The organism is Cellulomonas sp. Root137, from assembly GCF_001426725.1.
GTDB lineage: Bacteria > Actinomycetota > Actinomycetes > Actinomycetales > Cellulomonadaceae > Cellulomonas.
Genome location: NZ_LMFG01000001.1, coordinates 1,194,808 through 1,212,611, shown reverse-complemented (window position 1 = coordinate 1,212,611; position 17,804 = coordinate 1,194,808). Strand labels below are relative to the sequence as shown.

Genomic DNA, 17,804 nt, shown 5'->3' with positions numbered 1-17,804 from the left:
ATCTCATCCGGGGTCGAGCGAGGAGGGCACGTGGTGGTCACGCTGCGCGACGTCGCGCGCGCCGCCGGAGTCTCGCCGGCCACGGCGTCCCGGGCGCTCAGTGCACCCGACCTGGTGGCGCCCGCGCGGCGCGAGCACGTCCAGCAGGTCGCGCGTGAGCTGGGCTACCGGCCCAACCGCGCCGCCCGGGAGCTGATCACCGGCCGGACCGGCAACCTGTGCCTCGTGGTGCCGGACCTGGAGAACCCGTTCTTCGCGGCGGTCGCCAAGGGCGTCCAGGCGCGTGCCCGCGCGCTCGGCTTCGCGCTCCTCGTCGCTGACGCCGAGGAGGACCCCCGCCTCGAGGCGGAGCTGGTCGGGCACCTCGGCGCCCAGGTGGACGGGGTCGTCCTGTGCTCCCCGCGCATGTCGGACCTCGAGCTCGACCGGCTGTCCCACGACGTCCTCGACGACGACGTCCCGCTGCTCCTCGTCAACCGCATGCACGGCGGCTACCCGTCCGTGGTGATCGACAACGCCGACGGCGTCCGCCAGGCCGTCCGGCACCTGCACGCCCTCGGCCACCGCCGCATCGGGTACGCCGGCGGTCCGGTCGGCTCGTGGTCCGACTCCCAGCGCCGGCACGGCCTCGAGCACGCGTCGCACGGTCTGCGCAGCGTCGAGGTCACCGACCTCGGCCACTTCCCTCCCCTGTTCGGCGGCGGTGTCGCGGCAGGTGACCTGGTGGCGGCCAGCGGGGTCACCGCGGTGCTGGCCCACAACGACCTCCTGGCGCTCGGCATCCTCAGCAGGCTCCGCGCGCGCGGGGTCCGGGTGCCCGAGGACGTCTCGGTGGTGGGGTACGACGACATCCCGGCGGCGACGCTCGTCTCGCCGACGCTCACCACGGTCACCGTCCCGCTGGCCCGCCTCGGCCGCGCGGCCGTGGACCTGCTGGTCGAGGTCGGTCAGGTGCCGACCGCGACGGAGTCGGCGCTGGCGACTGCGCTGAGCTCGGCGGGTGCCGGAAGGGATCCCGGCGCTGCGGGGACGCCGCCGTCGGTCCTCATCGGGGTCGAGCTGGTGGTCCGCGCGTCGACCGGGGTGGCGAACGCGCAGACGTCCGAGGTCGGCGAATGACACCGAGCCGGCTCTCGCGAGCGACGCTCTCGGGCGTCGACGCCACACGGTCGGGTGTGCGACTGCCCGCGGTGGACCCGTCCGAGGTCACCGTCGGACTGGTGCACCTCGGCCTCGGGGCGTTCCACCGAGCACACCAGGCGGTCTTCACCGAGGACGCCGCAGCGGCGGCAGGCGAGAACGGCTGGGGCATCCTCGGCGTCACCCAGCGCAGTGCGCGGGTGGTCGAGCAGCTCGCACCGCAGGACGGTCTCTACGGCGTGCTGACCAAGGGCACGGACGAGACCTCGCTGCGCCTCGTCGGGTCGCTGCGCGACGTGGCATTCCCGGGCACCGACACCGCGCGGGTCCTGGCGACGATGGCGGCGCCGACCACGCACGTCGTCACGCTCACGGTGACCGAGAAGGGCTACCGCCGCGCGGCGGACGGCGGCCCGGACCTGACGGATCCCGACCTGTCGGCCGACCTGGACGCCCTCGCCGCCGACCTGCGCGGCCGGCCGGCGGACGAGCCCGCGCGCTCGCCGATCGGACTGCTCCTGCGGGGGCTCGCCCAGCGGGCACGAGCCGACGCCGGTCCGCTCACGGTCGTCTGCTGCGACAACCTCGCCGACAACGGCGCCGTGCTGGCCGCGCTCGTCGGCGCCACCCTCGACGCGATGCCCGACGGCCGGCGGCTGCGCGAGTGGATCGACACGTCGGTCCGGTTCCCGGGGACGATGGTCGACCGGATCGTGCCGGCCACGACGGATGCCCACCGCGCGGAGGCAGCCGCGCTCCTCGGGCTCACCGACGCAGGGCTGGTGGTGGGCGAGCCCTTCACGCAGTGGGTCGTCGAGGACGACTTCGCCGGACCGCGGCCCGCGTGGGAGCTCGCCGGGGCGACCCTGACGCCCGCCGTGGCGCCGTACGAGCGCGCCAAGCTGCGTGTCCTGAACGCCAGCCACTCGACGCTCGCCTACCTGGGTGCGCTGCGCGGGTACGCGACGATCGCCCAGGCGGTGGCCGACCCGGACCTGGCCGCCGCGGTGCGGGCGCTGGTCGACGAGGACGTGCTGCCCACCCTCGTCGCGCCGGACGGCATGGAGCTGACGGGGTACCGCGACGACGTGCTCGCGCGGTTCGCCAACCCGAACACCGGTCACACCACGGTGCAGGTGGCGATGGACGGGTCGCAGAAGCTCTCGCCGCGGCTGCTCGGCACGGTCCGCGACCGGCTCGCCCAGGGAGCAGTTCCCACGGCCGCCGCCCGGACCGTCGCCGCGTGGATCGCCTACGTGCGCGCGACGACCCAGGGTGAGCTCGTGGTCGACGGTCACCGGGTGCCGCTCGACGACCCGATGGCGGCCACCCTCGCGGACGCGACTGCGGGGCCGCTCGACTCGCTGGCCGACCGGATGCTCGACGTGCGGGCGGTGTTCGGGGACGACCTGGCCGACTCGGCCGCCTTCCGGTCCGCCGTGCGAGCGGCCGTCGCGAGCCTGGTCACCTCGCGGGTCTGACGACCACGTCGGCGCGCGGACAGCGCGCGGTGGGTCCGCCTCGCGGGTCTGAGGACTGCGTCGGCGCGCGGACAGTCCGCCGCGCGGGTCCGAGGTCTGCGTCTGCGCGCGGACAGGCCGCAGCGCGGGTCTGAGGACTGCGTCTGCGCGGCGGGTCCGCCGTGCGGTCGAGTCGGGCACCGAGGCCCCCGCACGACAGCACACCCGAGCGCCGGCGGTCCGAGCAGTGGCTCGCGTGAAGACTTCGTCGCACCCAGCGGAACGAAGTCTTCACGCGACCGTGTCGCAGGAGCAGGAGCAGGACCAGGAGCAGGAGCAGGACCAGGAGCAGGAACAGGAGCCAGTGCCGGCGCCGGTCCCGTGCGAGCCGCGGGCGTCCACGCGCCATTCCTGAGCTCGAGCCTTGACGCGCCCGCAGCGGCATGCGCTACAGTGGAAAGCGCATTCCCACTCCGACCGACACCGCGGTCCAGAACACTCGGAGCACTCATGACGACCCGCACCCTGCGCATCGGGATGAACGGCATCACCGGCCGGATGGGCTACCGCCAGCACCTCGTCCGGTCGATCCTGTCGATCCGCGACCAGGGCGGCGTCACGCTCGAGGACGGCACGCGCGTGCAGGTGGAGCCGATCCTGGTCGGCCGCAACGCCGACAAGGTGCGCGAGCTGGCGGAGCTGCACGGGGTCGAGCACTGGACCACCGACGCCGACTCGGTCATCAACGACCCGACCGTCGACATCTACTTCGACGCCCAGGTGACCAGCCGCCGCTACAGCGCGCTCACGGCCGCCATGAAGGCCGGCAAGCACATCTTCACGGAGAAGCCGACGGCCGAGACGCTGGCCGAGGCGATCGACCTCGCCCGGCTGTGCGAGAGCACGGGAGTCACGGCGGGTGTGGTGCACGACAAGCTGTACCTGCCGGGCCTGGTCAAGCTGCGCCGGCTGGTGGACGAGGGCTTCTTCGGCCGGATCCTGTCGCTGCGTGGCGAGTTCGGCTACTGGGTGTTCGAGGGCGACGGCCAGGAGGCCCAGCGGCCCAGCTGGAACTACCGCAAGGAGGACGGCGGCGGCATCGTCGTCGACATGTTCTGCCACTGGAACTACGTGCTCGAGGGCATCCTCGGCACGGTCAAGACCGTGAACGCGCAGACCGCGACGCACATCCCGACGCGCTGGGACGAGCAGGGCAAGGCCTACGACGCCACCGCCGACGACGCCGCGTACGGGATCTTCGAGATCGAGACCCCCGGCGGCGACCCCGTCGTCGCGCAGATCAACTCGTCCTGGGCCGTCCGCGTGTACCGCGACGAGCTCGTCGAGTTCCAGATCGACGGCACGCACGGCTCCGCGGTCGCGGGGCTGAACAAGTGCGTGGCCCAGCAGCGCGCGCACACCCCGAAGCCCGTGTGGAACCCGGACCTGCCGGTCACCGAGTCGTTCCGTGACCAGTGGCTCGAGGTGCCCGCCAACGGCGACCTCGACAACGGCTTCAAGCTGCAGTGGGAGGAGTTCCTGCGCGACGTCGTCGCCGGGCGCACCCACCGGTTCGACCTGCTGTCGGCCGCCCGCGGCGTGCAGCTGGCCGAGCTGGGGCTGCAGTCGTCGGCGGAGGGCCGGCGTCTCGACGTCCCGACCATCGCGCTGTGAGCCTCGACCGGCTGTCGCTGAACACCGCGACGACCAAGCGCTGGACCCTGCAGGAGGCGGTCGACGGAGCCGTCCGAGGCGGGCTTCCGGCGATCGGCGTCTGGCGCGACCGCGTGCAGGAGGCCGGTGTCACGGAGGCCGCGAAGATCGTCGCCGACGCCGGCCTGCGCGTCTCGTCCCTGTGCCGTGGCGGGTTCCTCACCGCGGAGGACGAGGGCGACGCCACGGCAGCGCTCGACGACAACCGCCGCGCGATCGTCGAGGCCGCCACGCTCGGCACGCGCGAGCTGATCATGGTCGTCGGCGGGCTGCCCGCCGCGACCGCACCGGGCGGCCCTGCACGACCCGGCACCACGGGCCGCGACCTCGTCGGCGCCCGGCAGCGGGTCGCGGACCGGATCGGCGAGCTCGCCCCATTCGCGGCCGGGCACGGTGTCCGGCTCGTGCTGGAGCCGCTGCACCCGATCTTCGCCGCCGACCGGGCGGTCATCTCGACGCTCGGCCAGGCGCTCGACCTGGCGGAGCCGTTCCCGGCGGACGTCGTCGGCGTCGTCGTCGACACGTACCACGTCTGGTGGGACCCGGACCTGCAGCGCCAGATCGCCCGGGCCGGAGCCCAGAAGCGCATCGCGAGCTACCAGGTGTGCGACTGGATCCTGCCCCTGGCGGCCGACGCGCTGCTGTCCCGCGGGCACGTCGGCGACGGGTACATCGACTTCGCGACGATCACGCGCTGGGTGGCCGAGACCGGCTACACCGGCGACGTCGAGGTGGAGATCTTCAACCAGGCCATCTGGGACGCCCCGGGTGACGAGACGGTCCGGACGCTCGCCGAGCGCTACGAGCGGCTCGTCCTGCCACACCTCTGATCGGCCGGGCCGCCCGCTCCCGGATTCGGGCAACTCACGGACGCGGACTGGCCACAGCCGACCCTGCTGGCCACAGGCAACTAGTGGCATCCTCTGATCGTGGATGACGACCAGGCCCTGCCAGACGGGGTCGACTCGGAGGTCTGGTTCGAGTGCGCTCATCACCCGGGCCGCCGGGACTACCTCGTCAGCGAACCGTGGCAGACCTTCCCCGGACGGATGCAGGCGTGGTGCGGGGCGCGGAACGTGTGGTTCCGCGTATCGAAGAGCAGCCTGCCGAGGCACCTCCCGCTTCCCACGCGGTACTGGGTCCAGGGGTTTCTGGTGGGGAGCGTTCCTCGTCAGCCCGACGCCGAAGAGCACAGTGCCGCCATGATCGAGTGGCGAGAACAGGCACACCACTTCGTCGCGACGGGCGAGTGGCAATAGCAGCCGCGCGTCCCGGCCCGCTCGTCAGGTCGGAAGTCCGCTGAGCACCGCGGCGAACCGCTTCCCGATCAGGCGGTGCGCCTCCGCGTCCGGGTGCATCTGGTCGCGCATCGGCAGGTCGTCCCAGTCGGACCAGCCGTAGAGGGTCGTGCCGTCGACGTAGGTCAGCGCGCTGTCCCCGCGGGCCTCGACGACCGCACGGAGCACGGACCGGATGACCGTCAGGGTCAGCTTGCCGTCGGCGACCTCCGAGGGCTGCCCGGTGGTGCGGAACACGGACGGGTCGGCTGGGTCGAGGGACGTCGGCCCCGGGGTGGTCTCGACCAGCGGGCACAGGAGCGGCGAGACGAGGACCAGCGGCGTGGCCGGGTGTCCGTCGCGGACGGTGTCGAGGAAGCCGTGCACCGCGGGGGCGAAACCTCGCAGGTGGATCGCGTCGTGGTTCACCACGTTGATGCCGAGCTTGAGGGTGATGACGTCGGCGGGCTGGTCGCGGATCGCGCGGGCCACGAAGGGGTCGAGCACCGCGTTCCCGGAGAACCCGAGGTTGACCAGGTCGAGCCCGGCTGCCCGGGCGGCGACCATCGGCCAGGCGCCGAGGGCCGAGGGTGCACCGGCACCGTGGCTGATCGACGAGCCGTGGTGCACCCAGCGCGGTGCGTGCACGGGGGTCGGCGCGGACACCGGTGCGTCGGTGGTGAGCGCGACGAGCCGGGTGGTCTCCCCCGGCGGCAGCCAGATCTCGACGTCCCGCTCGACCGTGCCGTCGCCCCCGAGCGCGAGCTCCACGACCCCGGCGGGACCGGGACGCTCGGCGGTCGTCCCGGCGAGGGGCTCGAGCAGGAACACACCGGCCGCGGATGCCACCGCGGACGACTGCGGTACCACGACCCCGTCGACGAGGACGTCGTACGGCTGGGGTTCCGCGGGCGGTGCCGGGTCGACGGCGACGCGGAGCACCTGGACGTCGAGCCGCACCGAGCGCGCGGCGGTCCGCAGCCGCAACCGGACGCCGGAGGGCTGCGACTCGACCATGGCCATGAACTCGTCGGGGAGCTGCGGTCGCGTCCAGGCGGGAAGCCGGTGCGGCAGCAACCCGGACGGGGTCTCCTCCACCCACGACGCCCCGCGGATCTCGACCCGAGGGTCCGGCAGGGCGATGCGCATCAGAAGACGTTCCCGTGCTCGCGGAACTCGCGCCAGACGTTCTCGAAGAAGTCGTCGTCCTCCGGGATCGGCCGGCGCGGCCGCCACCGGAAGACGGGCTCGCCGGCGGGGTCGTCGGGCGAACGCGGGACCACGGGGACGAACCCGTCGGCCGGGACCCACGACGTCTCCTGCACCTCGTCGTCCAGCGCGCCGCCGTCCAGCGTGAACCTGAAGACGTCAGGTAGCTCGGTGAGGCCGTGCGGGATCGCACCATCGGGGTCGGTGTAGAGGACCGACCCGCGCGACCGGCCGCCGTGCGCGACGTAGTCGGCCATGGCGGAGAGGTACACGTACGCGCTGGTGAGGATGTCGCGGACGAGGAACGTGCGGTTGATCGAGCGGCGCGACGAGGCGTCGGCGGAGACGGTGGCCTCGTACGACGAGAGCCACGCGTGCACCTGGACGAGCGCCTCCTGGATCGACTCCGCGGAGCGCACCGGGCCGGCCTTGGCGCTCATGAGCACCTGGACCTCGCGCAGCAGGTCGCCGGTGTTGTCGGGGGTCCCCGAGGCTGCGCGCTGCGAGGCGGCGGCGACCAACGAGGTCGCGGCGTCGAGCACAGTCGACGCTGCCCCGTCGAACGGCGCCGGATCGGCGGGACGTCGCGCCGCGATGAACTGCGCCGCCCGCGTCGCCCCCACCTGCCCGCTGTTCAGTGCCGCGCCGCCGGGCCGGTAGACCCCGTGCGCGCCGCCGGCCTCGCCGACCGGGAAGAACCCCGCGATGTTCGACTGCCACCACGCGTCGACCACGAGCCCGCCGTTGTTGTGCTGGGCGCACACGTCGACCTCGAGCATCGTCGTCTCGAGGTCCACGTACGGGTTCTTGCCCAGGTAGAACTGGTACGCGGGCTCGTTCATCCGCCGCAGCCGCTCGATGGGCGTGCCGAACAGGACGCCCGCCCGGTCGAGGTACTCGTACGCCTCGGGGCTGAGCACGGACGGGTCGAAGGACTCCTGGACGGGGTTCCGACGGAAGTCGAGGAACACCCGCCGCCCGCGCAGCACGGTCTCGCGGTAGACCAGCAGGTCGACCAGGGACGAGCCGTCGAGCGCCTTCCGGATGTCGAACGGCCACTGGTACCCCTTGAGGAACACCAGGGACATCAGCTGCCCGTACGAGGGGATGGCCTCGGTCAGGAACTCGCGCGGGTCCTCGCCAGAGGCGTCCGTCGAGATGAACGTCGGGATGACCTGCATGTACGTGCCCGACACGTTCCAGCGCGGGTGCGTCGAGGCCAGGCCGAACTGCCACTCGGTGAGGTTCTTGCCGTGCACGCCCGCGCGGTACGCCGCCCCGGACGCCCCCCACTGGCCGTTCGGGAACACGCGCGTCGCGTACATCCCGGCCGGACCGCCCGTCGCGTAGACGAGGTTGGTGCACCGGAACAGCAGGAACGGGGACTCGGCGCCGTCGTGCGGCACGTCGGTGCGCAGGACCAGCAGCCCCGCGACGGCGCCGTCCTGCACGATGACGTCGACCACCCGGCACTCGTCGTAGATGCGGGTGCCGTTGCGGTGGACCTTCTTCTCCAGCTGCTCGACCATCGACCGGCTGGTGTACGGCCCGACGGACGTGGCGCGCCGACGAGGATCGTGGTCGGTCTTGTAGCCGATGAACTCGCCGTACCGGTTCTGCGGGAACGGGACGCCCAGGTCGCACAGGCGCAGGAACCCGCGGGCGCTCAGGGCGGCCTCGGCCAGCGCGTTGTCGCCGTCCATCGCGCCGCCGGCGTACAGCGTCTCGGCCATCTCCCGCACGGAGTCCCCGTCGCCACCGGAGAGCGTGAGCTTGTAGTAGGTCTGCTTGTCGGAGCCCGCATTGCGCGACGAGCCGGCGTTGACCTTGTCGGCGACCATGACGACGTCGGTCTGACCGAGCTCCCACAGGCGGTCGGCCGCGCAGAACCCGGCGGAGCCGGTGCCGACGACCACGGTGTTGACGGTGACGACGGGGACGCCGTGCAGGGTCTCCATCAGAGCACCGGGATGTGCATGCCACCGTCGACGTGGAACACCTCGCCGGTGGAGTACGGGGTCTGCCCGGAGGCCAGGATCGACACCGCGCCGGCGACGTCGGACGGCCGTCCCCACCGGTTGATGGGCGCCAGCCCGTCGGCGATGAGCGCGTCGTACTTCTCGGTCACACCCGCGGTCATGTCGGTCGCGATGACGCCCGGGCGGACCTCGTAGACGACGATCCCCTCGGGGGCCAGGCGGACCGCGAAGAGCTGGGTGGCCATCGCGACGCCGGCCTTGGAGACGCAGTACTCGCCGCGGTTGGTGGAGACGGCGGTCGCGGAGATGCTCGACACGTTGACGACCGTGGCCCGCGGGCGATCCTCGTGCGACGCACCGAGCGCGATGACCTTGTTGGCGAAGGTCTGCGTCAGGAAGTACGGCCCGCGCAGGTTGATGCCGAGCACGCGGTCGAAGCTCTCGGCGCCGGCCTCGAGCAGGTCCGCCCGCACGCTGGGAGCGACGCCGGCGTTGTTCACCAGCAGGTCGAGGCGACCCCAGGCCACGACGGCGTCGTCGACGAACCGGGCGTGGTCGTCGAGGTCGGCCACCGAGCCGCGCACGTAGCGGACCCGGCCGGGCGCGTCGAGCGACTCGAGCAGCTCGGTCGGCTCCTCGCGGGTGGCCAGGATCGACACCGCGAACCCGTCGGCGAGCAGCCGCTGCGTGATGCCGAGGCCGATGCCCCGATTCCCCCCGGTGACCAGTGCGACTGCCGGCATCGTTGCCTTCCCTCGTGTGCGGGACGCGCGCGTGACCTGCGCGTCGGACTCGATCGTGCCACGGGGGCACCCATCAGGGCAAGCGCTTTCCGCGCCGAACCGGGCCCGCCACCTGGAGGTCAGCGCTACCGTGCCGCCATGTTCGGTGCCAACGTCCTCGTCATCGTGGCCTTCTACATCGGGATCCCGATCCTCGTTGCCTACGTCCTGTACGTGCTGATCCGCACCGCGGTGCGCGACGGCATCCTCGCTGCGCAGGACCGGACCGCCGCGGCGCTCGCGGAGGAGTCCCGGAGGACGTCGTGGAGCAGGACGTCGGACGCGCTGGCCCGGGACGACCGCGCGGAGGCCGGTCCGCCGGACCAGCACCCGTGAGCGGACCGGCCTAGCCTCGGACGATGCCCCGGGAGACGCCGAGCGCCGGCACGTCGGTGGCGCCCTGATGGGTGCCGTCGTCACCGCACTCGGCACCATGGGTGTCGTCGTCGCGCTCGGCTGGCTGCTCGCCCGGCGCCGGGTGCTCGGGGAGCGGGCGGCCCCGGTTCTCGCCCGCGTGGTGTTCACCGTCGCGACGCCCGCGCTGCTGGTCACCACGGTGGCGCACGCCGACCTGCATCTTCTGCTCTCGCGGACCGCGGTCGTCACCTGGACGTCCACGGCGGTGATCGCCCTCGTCGCGATCCTGGTCCTGCGCCTGGCATGGCGTCGGCCGGCGGCGGACGTCACGGTCGGCACGCTGGCGTCGTCGTACGTGAACGCCGGCAACGTCGGGCTGCCGCTGGCGGTGTACCTGCTCGACGACGCGGTCGCGGTGGTCCCGACCCTCCTGTTCCAGCTGCTCGTCCTGGCGCCGGTCGCGTTCGCGGTGCTCGACTCGCGCTCGGGACCCCTGCAGGGGCAGGCCGTGGTGCGCCGCACCCTGAGCAACCCGATCATCGTCGGCACGCTCGTCGGCCTGGTCCTGGCCGCCCTGCCGTGGGACCTGCCCGAGGTGGTCTACGAGCCGTTCCGCCTGGTCGGTGCCGCCGCAGCGCCGCTCGCGCTGCTGACCTTCGGCATGTCGCTCGCCGTCCCGCGCACCGTGGACTCGGCAGCCCCCCGCCGGGACCTCGCGCTCGCCGTCGGCCTGCGGGCGGTGGCGCACCCGCTGCTCGCGTGGGCGCTCGGCAGCGCGCTCGGCCTGCCCGCGCACGCGCTGCTCGCCGTCGTCGCGATGGCGTCGCTGCCGACCGCGCAGAACGTCCTCGTCTACGCGATGCAGTACCGGCACGGCGAGGCGCTCGCGCGCGACGCCGGGCTGATCACCACGATCCTGTGCGTGCCCGTGCTCCTGGTGGTCGCGGGCACGCTCGGCTGACCGTCAGGGCAGGCGCGCGCCCTCGGGGATCTCGATCCGGTCGTAGGCGAGCACGTTCGGGACGCCGGAGAGGCTCGCGTGGTGGAGCACCTCGGCGTTCTCCTCGACCGCGACGGCCACCTTGAACGCGAGCTTGAGCGAGACGCCCACCGCGAGCAGGCCGTGGTTGGCCCAGACGACCGCGTTGACGTCGTCGCCCATCAGCTCGGCGCTGCGCCGGCCGAAGTCCGCGTTGGTGGAGAACTCGAACGGCATGACCGGGATGGTGCCCTTGGCGTACAGGACCATGTTGAGGAGCACCGGGTCGATCTGCTGGCCGAGGACGCCGAGCACGTTCACGAACGTCGACTCGGTGTGCACGATCGCGCGGGCGTCGGGGCGGCGGCGGTAGTGGGCGAGGTGGACGGGCAGCTCGGTCGACGGGAGCAGGTCGCCCTCGAGCACGGTGCCGTCCATGGCGACGACGAGCATGTCCTCGGGCGACATCGCGTCGTAGCGGACGTCGGACGGGGTGATGACGACGGCCTCGGTGCCGTCGTCGGCGGTGATCCGCACGCTGATGTTGCCCTGCGTGTTGAAGTTCAGTCCGCAGCGGACCGACTCGCGGCAGTAGTAGAGGATCTCCTCTCGCAGCTGCAGGCTCGCGAGCGACCGGACTGACGTGTCGATGCTCATGGCACCCTCTCCATCGATCGATTGAATCCTTTCATCAGGATTCCGCGCAGAGTCACCCGCAGCGAGGGACCTTGGTCCCCGGGTTCGCCCGGGGAGCCGCAGCACGATGGCGAGGTCGACGCGCGGGCTCGTCCGCAGCGGTCCCGCGCGCCGGCACTCCAACGGCTCACCAGGTGCTGTCGCCCCGGATCACCACGTCCGAGCCGCCGTCCACGAAGACGAGCTGCCCGCACAGGTGGGTGTTCTCCTCGCTGACCAGCCACGCGTGCAAGCGCGCCGGCACCTCGGGCTGCATGTACCCGTGCAGCGGCATCGGCACCACGTCGGCCATCGCCGCGCGCTGCTCCTCGGTCGCGATCATCTCGGCCGTCATCGGGGTCTCGACGATCCCGGGGCCGATCCCGTTCAGCGGGATGCCCGCACCGGCCCACTCGGCCGTCGCGGCGTGCCGACGCATCCAGCGGCAGAGCGCCACCTTGGTCGACGAGTAGATGAGCTGGCCGAGGTCGGCGTCGACCAGCTCCTGCGCGCGCGCCATCGCCTTGGTCTCGTCGCCCGCCAGAGCGGCCTCGACCAGGAGGTCGTCGTGCGGCATGAGGCTCGCCATGGAGCTGGTGAGGGAGGCGCGCGGCGCGTCGGAGCCGAGCAGCAGCGGTCGCAGCCCGTCGAGGGTGGCCACGGCGCCGAAGAAGTTCACGGCGACGGTCGCCGCGACGGGGAGCGCCAGGCCGGCGTTCGCGATGACGGCGTCCACGGTGCCGCCGCTGAGCTCTCGGACCTGCTCGACCATGGCCGCGCGGCCCGCCGTGGTGGACAGGTCCGCGACGACCTCCGCGTCGTGGACGTCCACGCCGATGACTCGATCACCGCGGTCACGCAGGATCTCTGCGGTCGCGAGCCCGATGCCCGATGCCGATCCGGTGACGACGACGGTGCGCATGATGACCACTCCTCGGGACTGGGCCCGACGCCGTCGAGGGGCCTCGTCCCCACGCTAGGAAGATGCGCTCGTGCGCGGCTACGGACCTTCGACCCTGCGCTCGGCGGCGGCCCACTGACGGTCGGTCGGCCCCCCGGTGGCACCCGGCTCGTAGCGCCGCAGATCCAGTCCCCGGGCGCCCACCGCGCGCAGGTCCGCGAGGCTCCCGGACAGCACGCCGGCCGCCCGCGCCTGCACCAGGACGTTGCCCAGCGCGGCACCCTCGACCGGTCCGGCGACCACAGGCAGCCCGGTCGCGTCCGCGGTCAGCTGGCAGAGAAGCTCGTTGCGGACTCCCCCGCCGACCACGTGCACCACCTCGATGGAATGCCCCGCGAGGTCCGCCGCCTGCCGGACCGCCCGACGGTACGCCAGCGCGAGCGAGTCGAGGATGCAGCGGACCGTCTCGGCCTGCGACTGCGGGGGCGTCTGACCCGTCCGGGCGGCCTCCGCGGCGATCCGGGAGGGCATGTCGCCGGGCGGGAGGAACGCGGGTCCGTCGATGTCGACCACCGTGGTCAGCGCCGGGACGCGGGCGGCGGCCGCGAGCAGGTCCGGGAGGTCGGCGGGCAGACCGGCCTCGTTCCAGGTGCGGATCGACTCCTGGAGGACCCAGAGGCCCATCACGTTGCGCAGGTACCGGACCGTGCCGTCGACGCCGGCCTCGTTGGTGAAGTTCGCCGCGCGGCTCTCCTCGGTGAGCACCGGCTGGTCCAGCTCCAGGCCGACCAGGGACCAGGTGCCGCAGGAGATGTACGCGAAGTCCGTGCCGGTGGCCGGGACCGCGACCACAGCCGACGCGGTGTCGTGCGAGCCGACGGTCCACACGGGGACCGACCCGAGCAGCCCGACGTCCTCGCGCACGTGCCCGAGCAGCACCCCGGCGTCGCGCAGCGGCGGGAGCAGGCTCTCCGCGATGCCGAGGGTCGCCGCGACGTCGAGGGCCCACTCCCGGGTGGTCGCGTCGAGCAGCCCGGTGGTCGACGCGTTGGTCACCTCGGCGACCCGCACGCCGGTCAGCCAGTAGCCGAGCAGGTCCGGGATCAGCAGCATCCCGCGGGCCGACGCGAGCGCCGCCGTGCCCTGCGCGGCGACCAGCTGGAACACCGTGTTGAACGGCTGCACCTGCAGGCCCGTGCGGGCGTAGAGCTCGGGAGCGGGGATCGTCGCGAAGACCTTCTCGGGCACCCCGTCGGTCCGCGCGTCCCGGTAGTGGAACGGTGCGCCGAGCAGCTGCCCGTCCCCGTCCAGCAACCCGTAGTCGACCGCCCAGGAGTCGATGCCGACACCGTCCAGCGCGCCGACCTCCCGGGTGGCCGCGCGCAGCCCGTCGAGGATCCCCCGGTACAGCCCGAGCACGTCCCAGTGCAGCGAGCCGCCCACCCGGACCGGCCCGTTGGGGAACCGGTTGACCTCGTGCAGCGCGACGCGGTCGTCGACCACGGACCCGACGATGACCCGCCCGGAGGAGGCGCCGAGGTCGACGGCCGCGTACGCGCTCATCGGAGGAAGGCTGCGGCCACGCCGGAGTCGACCGGTACGTGCAGGCCGGTGGTCTGCACCAGGTCGGGGCCGGTCAGGGCGAACACCGCCGCGGCCACGTGCTCGGGCAGGACCTCGCGCTTGAGCAGGGTCCGCTGGGCGTAGTACGCGCCCAGCTCGGACTCCGGGACGCCGTAGGTGGCGGCGCGCTGGGCGCCCCACCCGCCGGCGAAGATCCCCGACCCGCGCACGACGCCGTCGGGGTTGACCCCGTTGACCCGGATCCCGTGCCCGCCCAGCTCGGCCGCGAGCAGCCGGACCTGGTGGGCCTGGTCGGCCTTGGTCGCGGAGTAGGCGATGTTGTTCGGGCCGGCGAACAGGGAGTTCTTCGAGGCGATGTAGACGATGTCGCCGCCCATGTCCTGGGCGATCATCGCGCGGGCCGCCTCGCGGGCGACCAGGAACGAGCCGCGCGCCATCACGTCGTGCTGCAGGTCCCAGTCCCTGGCGGTGGTCTCCAGCAGCGGCTTGGAGATCGACAGCCCGGCGTTGTTCACCACCAGGTCGATGCCCCCGAACGCCAGCGACGTCTCGGCGATCAGCCGGGCGATGTCCTCCTCGGAGGTCACGTCCGCCTTGACCGCGATCGCCACGTCCGGTCCGCCCAGGCTGTCCGCCACCTCCTGGGCGCCTTCGAGGTTGAGGTCGGCGATCACCACGCACGCACCCTCGGCGGCGAGCCGCTCGGCGATCGCCCGCCCGATGCCCGACCCCGCGCCCGTGACCAGGGCGACCCGGGTGGCCAGCGGCTTGGGCTTCGGCATCCGCGCGAGCTTGGCCTCCTCCAGCGCCCAGTACTCGATGCGGAACTTCTCGGCCTCGTCGATCGGGACGTAGGTGGAGATGGCCTCGGCGCCGCGCATCACGTTGATCGCGTTGACGTAGAACTCCCCCGCCACCCGCGCGGTCTGCTTGTCCTTGCCGAACGAGAACATCCCCACCCCCGGCACCAGCACGATCGCCGGGTCGGCGCCGCGGATCGCCGGGCTGTCCGGGGTGGCGTGCCGGTCGTAGTAGGCCTGGTAGTCCGCCCGGTAGGTCGCGTGCAGCTCCTTGAGCCGGCCCACGACCTCCTCCAGAGGCGCGTCCGACGGCAGGTCCACGACCAGGGGCTTGACCTTGGTGCGCAGGAAGTGGTCCGGGCACGACGTGCCCAGCTCCGCCAGGCGCGACAGGGCGGCGCGGGACACGAAGTCCAGGACCACCTCGGAGTCCGTGTAGTGGCCGACCTGCGGCTTGTCCGTCGAGGCCAGCCCCCGGATCACCGGGGCCAGCGCCGCCGCACGGGCGCGACGCTCGTCGTCGGGAAGCGGGCTCTGCACCACCTCACCGAACGGGTGCGGACCCGTCTGCGACACGATGAACTCCTCCGCGGTCCGCACGATCTGCAGCGACCGCTCCTCCGCCTCCTCCGACGTGTCGCCCCAGGCCGTGATGCCGTGGCCGCCCAGGATGCAGCCGATCGCCTGCGGGTTCGCGTCCTTGATCGCCGCGATGTCCAGCCCCAGCTGGAACCCCGGCCGACGCCACGGCACCCACACCACCGAGTCGCCGAACACCTGTCGGGTCAGCGCTTCCCCGTCGGCGGCCGTCGCGAACGCGATGCCCGAGTCCGGGTGCAGGTGGTCCACGTGCGCCGCGCCGACCAGCGCGTGCATCGCCGTGTCGATCGACGGCGCCGCACCCCCCTTGCCGTGCAGGCAGTAGTCGAACGCGGCGACCATCTCGTCCTCGCGCTCCACCCCCGGGTACACGTCCACCAGCGCACGCAGCCGGTCCAGGCGCAGCACCGCCAGGTTCTTCTCCGTCAGCGTGCCCAGGTCACCACCCGACCCCTTGACCCAGAGCAGCTCCACGTCGTCCCCGGTGACCGGGTCCGTCGCGGTGCCCTTCGCCGAGGTGTTGCCACCCGCGTAGTTCGTCGTGCGCGGGTCCGCCCCCAACCGGTTCGACCGTGCGACCAGCTCCTGTGCCACCGTGCTCATGCGCCCCACCCCGCCTGGTTGCCGCCGACGCGCTCGGCGATGATCGTCTCCGCATAGCCCGAGGCCTTGTACGCCCGGATCGGGTCGGGGTCGAGCCCCTGCGACTCGCGCAGCTCCGCGAGCAGCGGCCGCACGTCGGTGTTGTACGCGTCCATCACCAGCGCGTTCGCGCCCAGCACGTCACCCGCGAGCTGGGCCTCCAGCAGCGCCGCAGCGTCGACCAGCAGCGCCTTCGCCGTGGCCTCCTGCACGTTCATGACCGAGCGGATCTGCCCGGGGATCTTCGGCTCGATGTTGTGGCACTGGTCGAGCATGAAGTTGACCCCCGAGTCCGGCGCGAGCGCTCCGGACTGGACGATCTCGTGCATGATCCGGAACAGCTGGAACGGGTCCGCGGAGCCGACCATGAGGTCGTCGTCGGCGTAGAACCGCGAGTTGAAGTCGAACGCACCGAGCCGCCCGGCACGCAGCAGCTGGGCGACGATGAACTCGATGTTGGTGCCCGGCGCGTGGTGCCCGGTGTCCAGCACCACGAACGCGCGGTCGCCCAGCGCCAGGCAGTGCAGCAAGGACGTGCCCCAGTCGGGGATGTCCATCGCGTAGAACGCGGGCTCGAAGAACTTGTACTCGAGGATCAGCCGGTGGTTCGGGTCCAGGGCCGCGTAGATCTCGGCCAGCGAGTCGGCGAGCCGGTCCTGGCGGGCGCGCAGCGAGTCCTGGCCGGGGTAGTTCAGCCCGTCCGGCAGCCAGATCTTCAGGTCGGTGGAGCCCGTGGCGCGCATGACGTCGACGCACTGCAGGTGGTGCGCGATCGCCTTCTTGCGCACGTCCGCCGACGGGTGCGTCAGCGAGCCCAGCATGTAGTCGTCGTCCTGGAACAGGTTCGAGTTGATCGCCCCGATGGACACCCCGAGCCCGGCGGCGTGCGCGGCCAGGTCGTCGTAGTCGTCGACCAGGTCCCACGGGATGTGCAGGCTCACCCGCGGCGCCACTCCCGTGTACGCGTGCACCTGGGCGGCGTCGGCGATCTTCTCGTAGGGGTCGCGCGGCACTCCCTGCTGCGCGAACACCTTGAACCGGGTGCCCGAGTTCCCGAACGCCCACGAAGGAAGCTCGATCGTCTGCTGGGCCAGGGCATCGGTGATGGTCATGCGGGGAGCTCCTGTGGGTGGGTGGGGAGGCCGGCTGCACGCAGCTGGTCCTCCAGGTGGAACACCTCGTCGAGGACGTGGAAGCCCTCGTCGGGGCTGCCGTCGGCGACGAAGAACTCGCTCATCTCGGCCTGCCAGCGCGGGTTGACCGCCGTTCGGGTCATGGCCTCCTGGGCGGCGGCGTAGTCGTCGGTCTCGAGGTAGCCGACGAGCAGACCGTCCGGGGCGAGGAACAACGAGTAGTCACGCCAGCCGGTGTCGCGCAGCGCCTCGAGCATCTCGGGCCACACGGCGGCGTGCCGGGACCGGTACTCGTCCAGCCGGTCCGGCCGGACGCGGGAGATGAAGCACACGCGGGTCATGCGGCCGCCTTCCTCGAATCGCCTTTGAAACGATTCACGCACTCTATGTAAGCGTTTACCAGTGTGTCAAGAGACGCGTCGCGTGCGAACCCGGTGTGCCGGCGTCGCCGAGCTTGCGACCCCGCCCGAGGGCGCGATTCCCGCACGGCCTCTCCCTTGAGGTCGGTGAATCGATTCAGTACGCTGCACCGTACGCGCGCGGCTCCCGGCACACAAGAGTCGTGACGTCATC

At 72.4% G+C, this 17,804-nt stretch carries 16 protein-coding genes; 7 read left to right on the top strand and 9 right to left on the bottom strand.

What is annotated here, in order from left to right; genetic code table 11:
* Window positions 1–30 precede the first annotated feature (30 nt).
* The 5 genes from ASD18_RS05810 (at window position 31) to ASD18_RS05790 (ending at window position 5,572) form a co-directional block, all read left to right on the top strand.
* Window positions 31–1,119, top strand: a complete 1,089-nt coding sequence (locus tag ASD18_RS05810) for a LacI family DNA-binding transcriptional regulator (protein WP_082573567.1) — start codon at window positions 31–33, stop codon at window positions 1,117–1,119.
* A complete protein-coding gene (locus ASD18_RS05805) occupies window positions 1,116–2,621 on the top strand; it encodes a mannitol dehydrogenase family protein (RefSeq protein WP_056087935.1) in 1,506 nt (501 codons plus the stop codon). Before ASD18_RS05810 ends, ASD18_RS05805 begins: the two co-directional genes overlap by 4 nt.
* Window positions 2,622–3,110: 489 nt before the next feature.
* Window positions 3,111–4,274, top strand: a complete 1,164-nt coding sequence (locus ASD18_RS05800; RefSeq protein ID WP_056087932.1) for a Gfo/Idh/MocA family protein — start codon at window positions 3,111–3,113, stop codon at window positions 4,272–4,274.
* Window positions 4,271–5,143, top strand: a complete 873-nt coding sequence (locus ASD18_RS05795; RefSeq protein ID WP_056087931.1) for a sugar phosphate isomerase/epimerase — start codon at window positions 4,271–4,273, stop codon at window positions 5,141–5,143. Before ASD18_RS05800 ends, ASD18_RS05795 begins: the two co-directional genes overlap by 4 nt.
* A 99-nt stretch (window positions 5,144–5,242) precedes the next feature.
* A complete protein-coding gene (locus tag ASD18_RS05790) occupies window positions 5,243–5,572 on the top strand; it encodes a hypothetical protein (protein ID WP_056087927.1) in 330 nt (109 codons plus the stop codon).
* A gap of 24 nt (window positions 5,573–5,596) precedes the next feature.
* Here ASD18_RS05790 and ASD18_RS05785 read toward each other — a convergent pair whose 3' ends face one another.
* The 3 genes from ASD18_RS05785 to ASD18_RS05775 are packed head-to-tail and all read right to left on the bottom strand — an operon-like array spanning window position 5,597 to window position 9,521.
* Window positions 5,597–6,739, bottom strand: coding sequence for an SGNH/GDSL hydrolase family protein (locus ASD18_RS05785; protein ID WP_056087925.1), 1,143 nt, complete (start codon window positions 6,737–6,739; stop codon window positions 5,597–5,599).
* A complete protein-coding gene (locus ASD18_RS05780; RefSeq protein ID WP_056087921.1) occupies window positions 6,739–8,757 on the bottom strand; it encodes an FAD-binding protein in 2,019 nt (672 codons plus the stop codon). Before ASD18_RS05780 ends, ASD18_RS05785 begins: the two co-directional genes overlap by 1 nt.
* Window positions 8,757–9,521 (bottom strand): 3-ketoacyl-ACP reductase, encoded by a 765-nt coding sequence (locus ASD18_RS05775; RefSeq protein WP_056087919.1) that lies wholly within the window; start codon window positions 9,519–9,521, stop codon window positions 8,757–8,759. The genes ASD18_RS05780 and ASD18_RS05775 overlap by 1 nt, the downstream gene beginning before the upstream one ends.
* A 138-nt stretch (window positions 9,522–9,659) precedes the next feature.
* Here ASD18_RS05775 and ASD18_RS05770 point away from each other — a divergent pair, with 138 nt between their 5' ends.
* Entirely contained in the window at window positions 9,660–9,896 is a 237-nt protein-coding gene (locus ASD18_RS05770) for a hypothetical protein (RefSeq protein ID WP_056087916.1), read from the top strand.
* Window positions 9,897–9,963: 67 nt separating this feature from the next.
* Window positions 9,964–10,878, top strand: coding sequence for an AEC family transporter (locus tag ASD18_RS05765; RefSeq protein WP_056087912.1), 915 nt, complete (start codon window positions 9,964–9,966; stop codon window positions 10,876–10,878).
* A gap of 3 nt (window positions 10,879–10,881) precedes the next feature.
* Here the strand turns inward: ASD18_RS05765 and ASD18_RS05760 are convergent, their stop codons facing one another.
* The 6 genes from ASD18_RS05760 to ASD18_RS05735 form a co-directional block, all read right to left on the bottom strand.
* Window positions 10,882–11,553: a class II aldolase/adducin family protein gene (locus tag ASD18_RS05760; protein WP_056087909.1), complete on the bottom strand. Its 672-nt coding sequence runs from the start codon at window positions 11,551–11,553 to the stop codon at window positions 10,882–10,884.
* Between the two features lie 166 nt (window positions 11,554–11,719).
* A complete protein-coding gene (locus ASD18_RS05755) occupies window positions 11,720–12,493 on the bottom strand; it encodes an SDR family oxidoreductase (RefSeq protein ID WP_056091654.1) in 774 nt (257 codons plus the stop codon).
* Between the two features lie 78 nt (window positions 12,494–12,571).
* On the bottom strand, window positions 12,572–14,035 hold the full coding sequence (locus ASD18_RS05750; protein WP_056087906.1) for a rhamnulokinase family protein: 1,464 nt from the start codon (window positions 14,033–14,035) through the stop codon (window positions 12,572–12,574).
* Window positions 14,032–16,059: a bifunctional rhamnulose-1-phosphate aldolase/short-chain dehydrogenase gene (locus ASD18_RS05745; protein ID WP_056091649.1), complete on the bottom strand. Its 2,028-nt coding sequence runs from the start codon at window positions 16,057–16,059 to the stop codon at window positions 14,032–14,034. The genes ASD18_RS05750 and ASD18_RS05745 overlap by 4 nt, the downstream gene beginning before the upstream one ends.
* Window positions 16,056–17,210, bottom strand: coding sequence for an L-rhamnose isomerase (gene rhaI, locus ASD18_RS05740; RefSeq protein ID WP_056087904.1), 1,155 nt, complete (start codon window positions 17,208–17,210; stop codon window positions 16,056–16,058). The genes ASD18_RS05745 and rhaI overlap by 4 nt, the downstream gene beginning before the upstream one ends.
* Complete coding sequence (locus tag ASD18_RS05735) at window positions 17,207–17,572, bottom strand: L-rhamnose mutarotase (protein WP_056087901.1); 366 nt, start codon at window positions 17,570–17,572, stop codon at window positions 17,207–17,209. The genes rhaI and ASD18_RS05735 overlap by 4 nt, the downstream gene beginning before the upstream one ends.
* Window positions 17,573–17,804 lie beyond the last annotated feature (232 nt).

What these genes read in the sequence shown, in the direction of transcription:
- rhaI (WP_056087904.1), bottom strand. Translation starts at nt 17,210, where the DNA reads ATGACCATCACCGATGCCCTGGCCCAGCAGACGATCGAGCTTCCTTCG.
- ASD18_RS05745 (WP_056091649.1), bottom strand. Translation starts at nt 16,059, where the DNA reads ATGAGCACGGTGGCACAGGAGCTGGTCGCACGGTCGAACCGGTTGGGG.
- ASD18_RS05805 (WP_056087935.1), top strand. Translation starts at nt 1,116, where the DNA reads ATGACACCGAGCCGGCTCTCGCGAGCGACGCTCTCGGGCGTCGACGCC.
- ASD18_RS05785 (WP_056087925.1), bottom strand. Translation starts at nt 6,739, where the DNA reads ATGCGCATCGCCCTGCCGGACCCTCGGGTCGAGATCCGCGGGGCGTCG.
- ASD18_RS05780 (WP_056087921.1), bottom strand. Translation starts at nt 8,757, where the DNA reads ATGGAGACCCTGCACGGCGTCCCCGTCGTCACCGTCAACACCGTGGTC.
- ASD18_RS05760 (WP_056087909.1), bottom strand. Translation starts at nt 11,553, where the DNA reads ATGAGCATCGACACGTCAGTCCGGTCGCTCGCGAGCCTGCAGCTGCGA.
- ASD18_RS05735 (WP_056087901.1), bottom strand. Translation starts at nt 17,572, where the DNA reads ATGACCCGCGTGTGCTTCATCTCCCGCGTCCGGCCGGACCGGCTGGAC.
- ASD18_RS05800 (WP_056087932.1), top strand. Translation starts at nt 3,111, where the DNA reads ATGACGACCCGCACCCTGCGCATCGGGATGAACGGCATCACCGGCCGG.
- ASD18_RS05765 (WP_056087912.1), top strand. Translation starts at nt 9,964, where the DNA reads ATGGGTGCCGTCGTCACCGCACTCGGCACCATGGGTGTCGTCGTCGCG.
- ASD18_RS05750 (WP_056087906.1), bottom strand. Translation starts at nt 14,035, where the DNA reads ATGAGCGCGTACGCGGCCGTCGACCTCGGCGCCTCCTCCGGGCGGGTC.
- ASD18_RS05755 (WP_056091654.1), bottom strand. Translation starts at nt 12,493, where the DNA reads ATGCGCACCGTCGTCGTCACCGGATCGGCATCGGGCATCGGGCTCGCG.
- ASD18_RS05770 (WP_056087916.1), top strand. Translation starts at nt 9,660, where the DNA reads ATGTTCGGTGCCAACGTCCTCGTCATCGTGGCCTTCTACATCGGGATC.
- ASD18_RS05775 (WP_056087919.1), bottom strand. Translation starts at nt 9,521, where the DNA reads ATGCCGGCAGTCGCACTGGTCACCGGGGGGAATCGGGGCATCGGCCTC.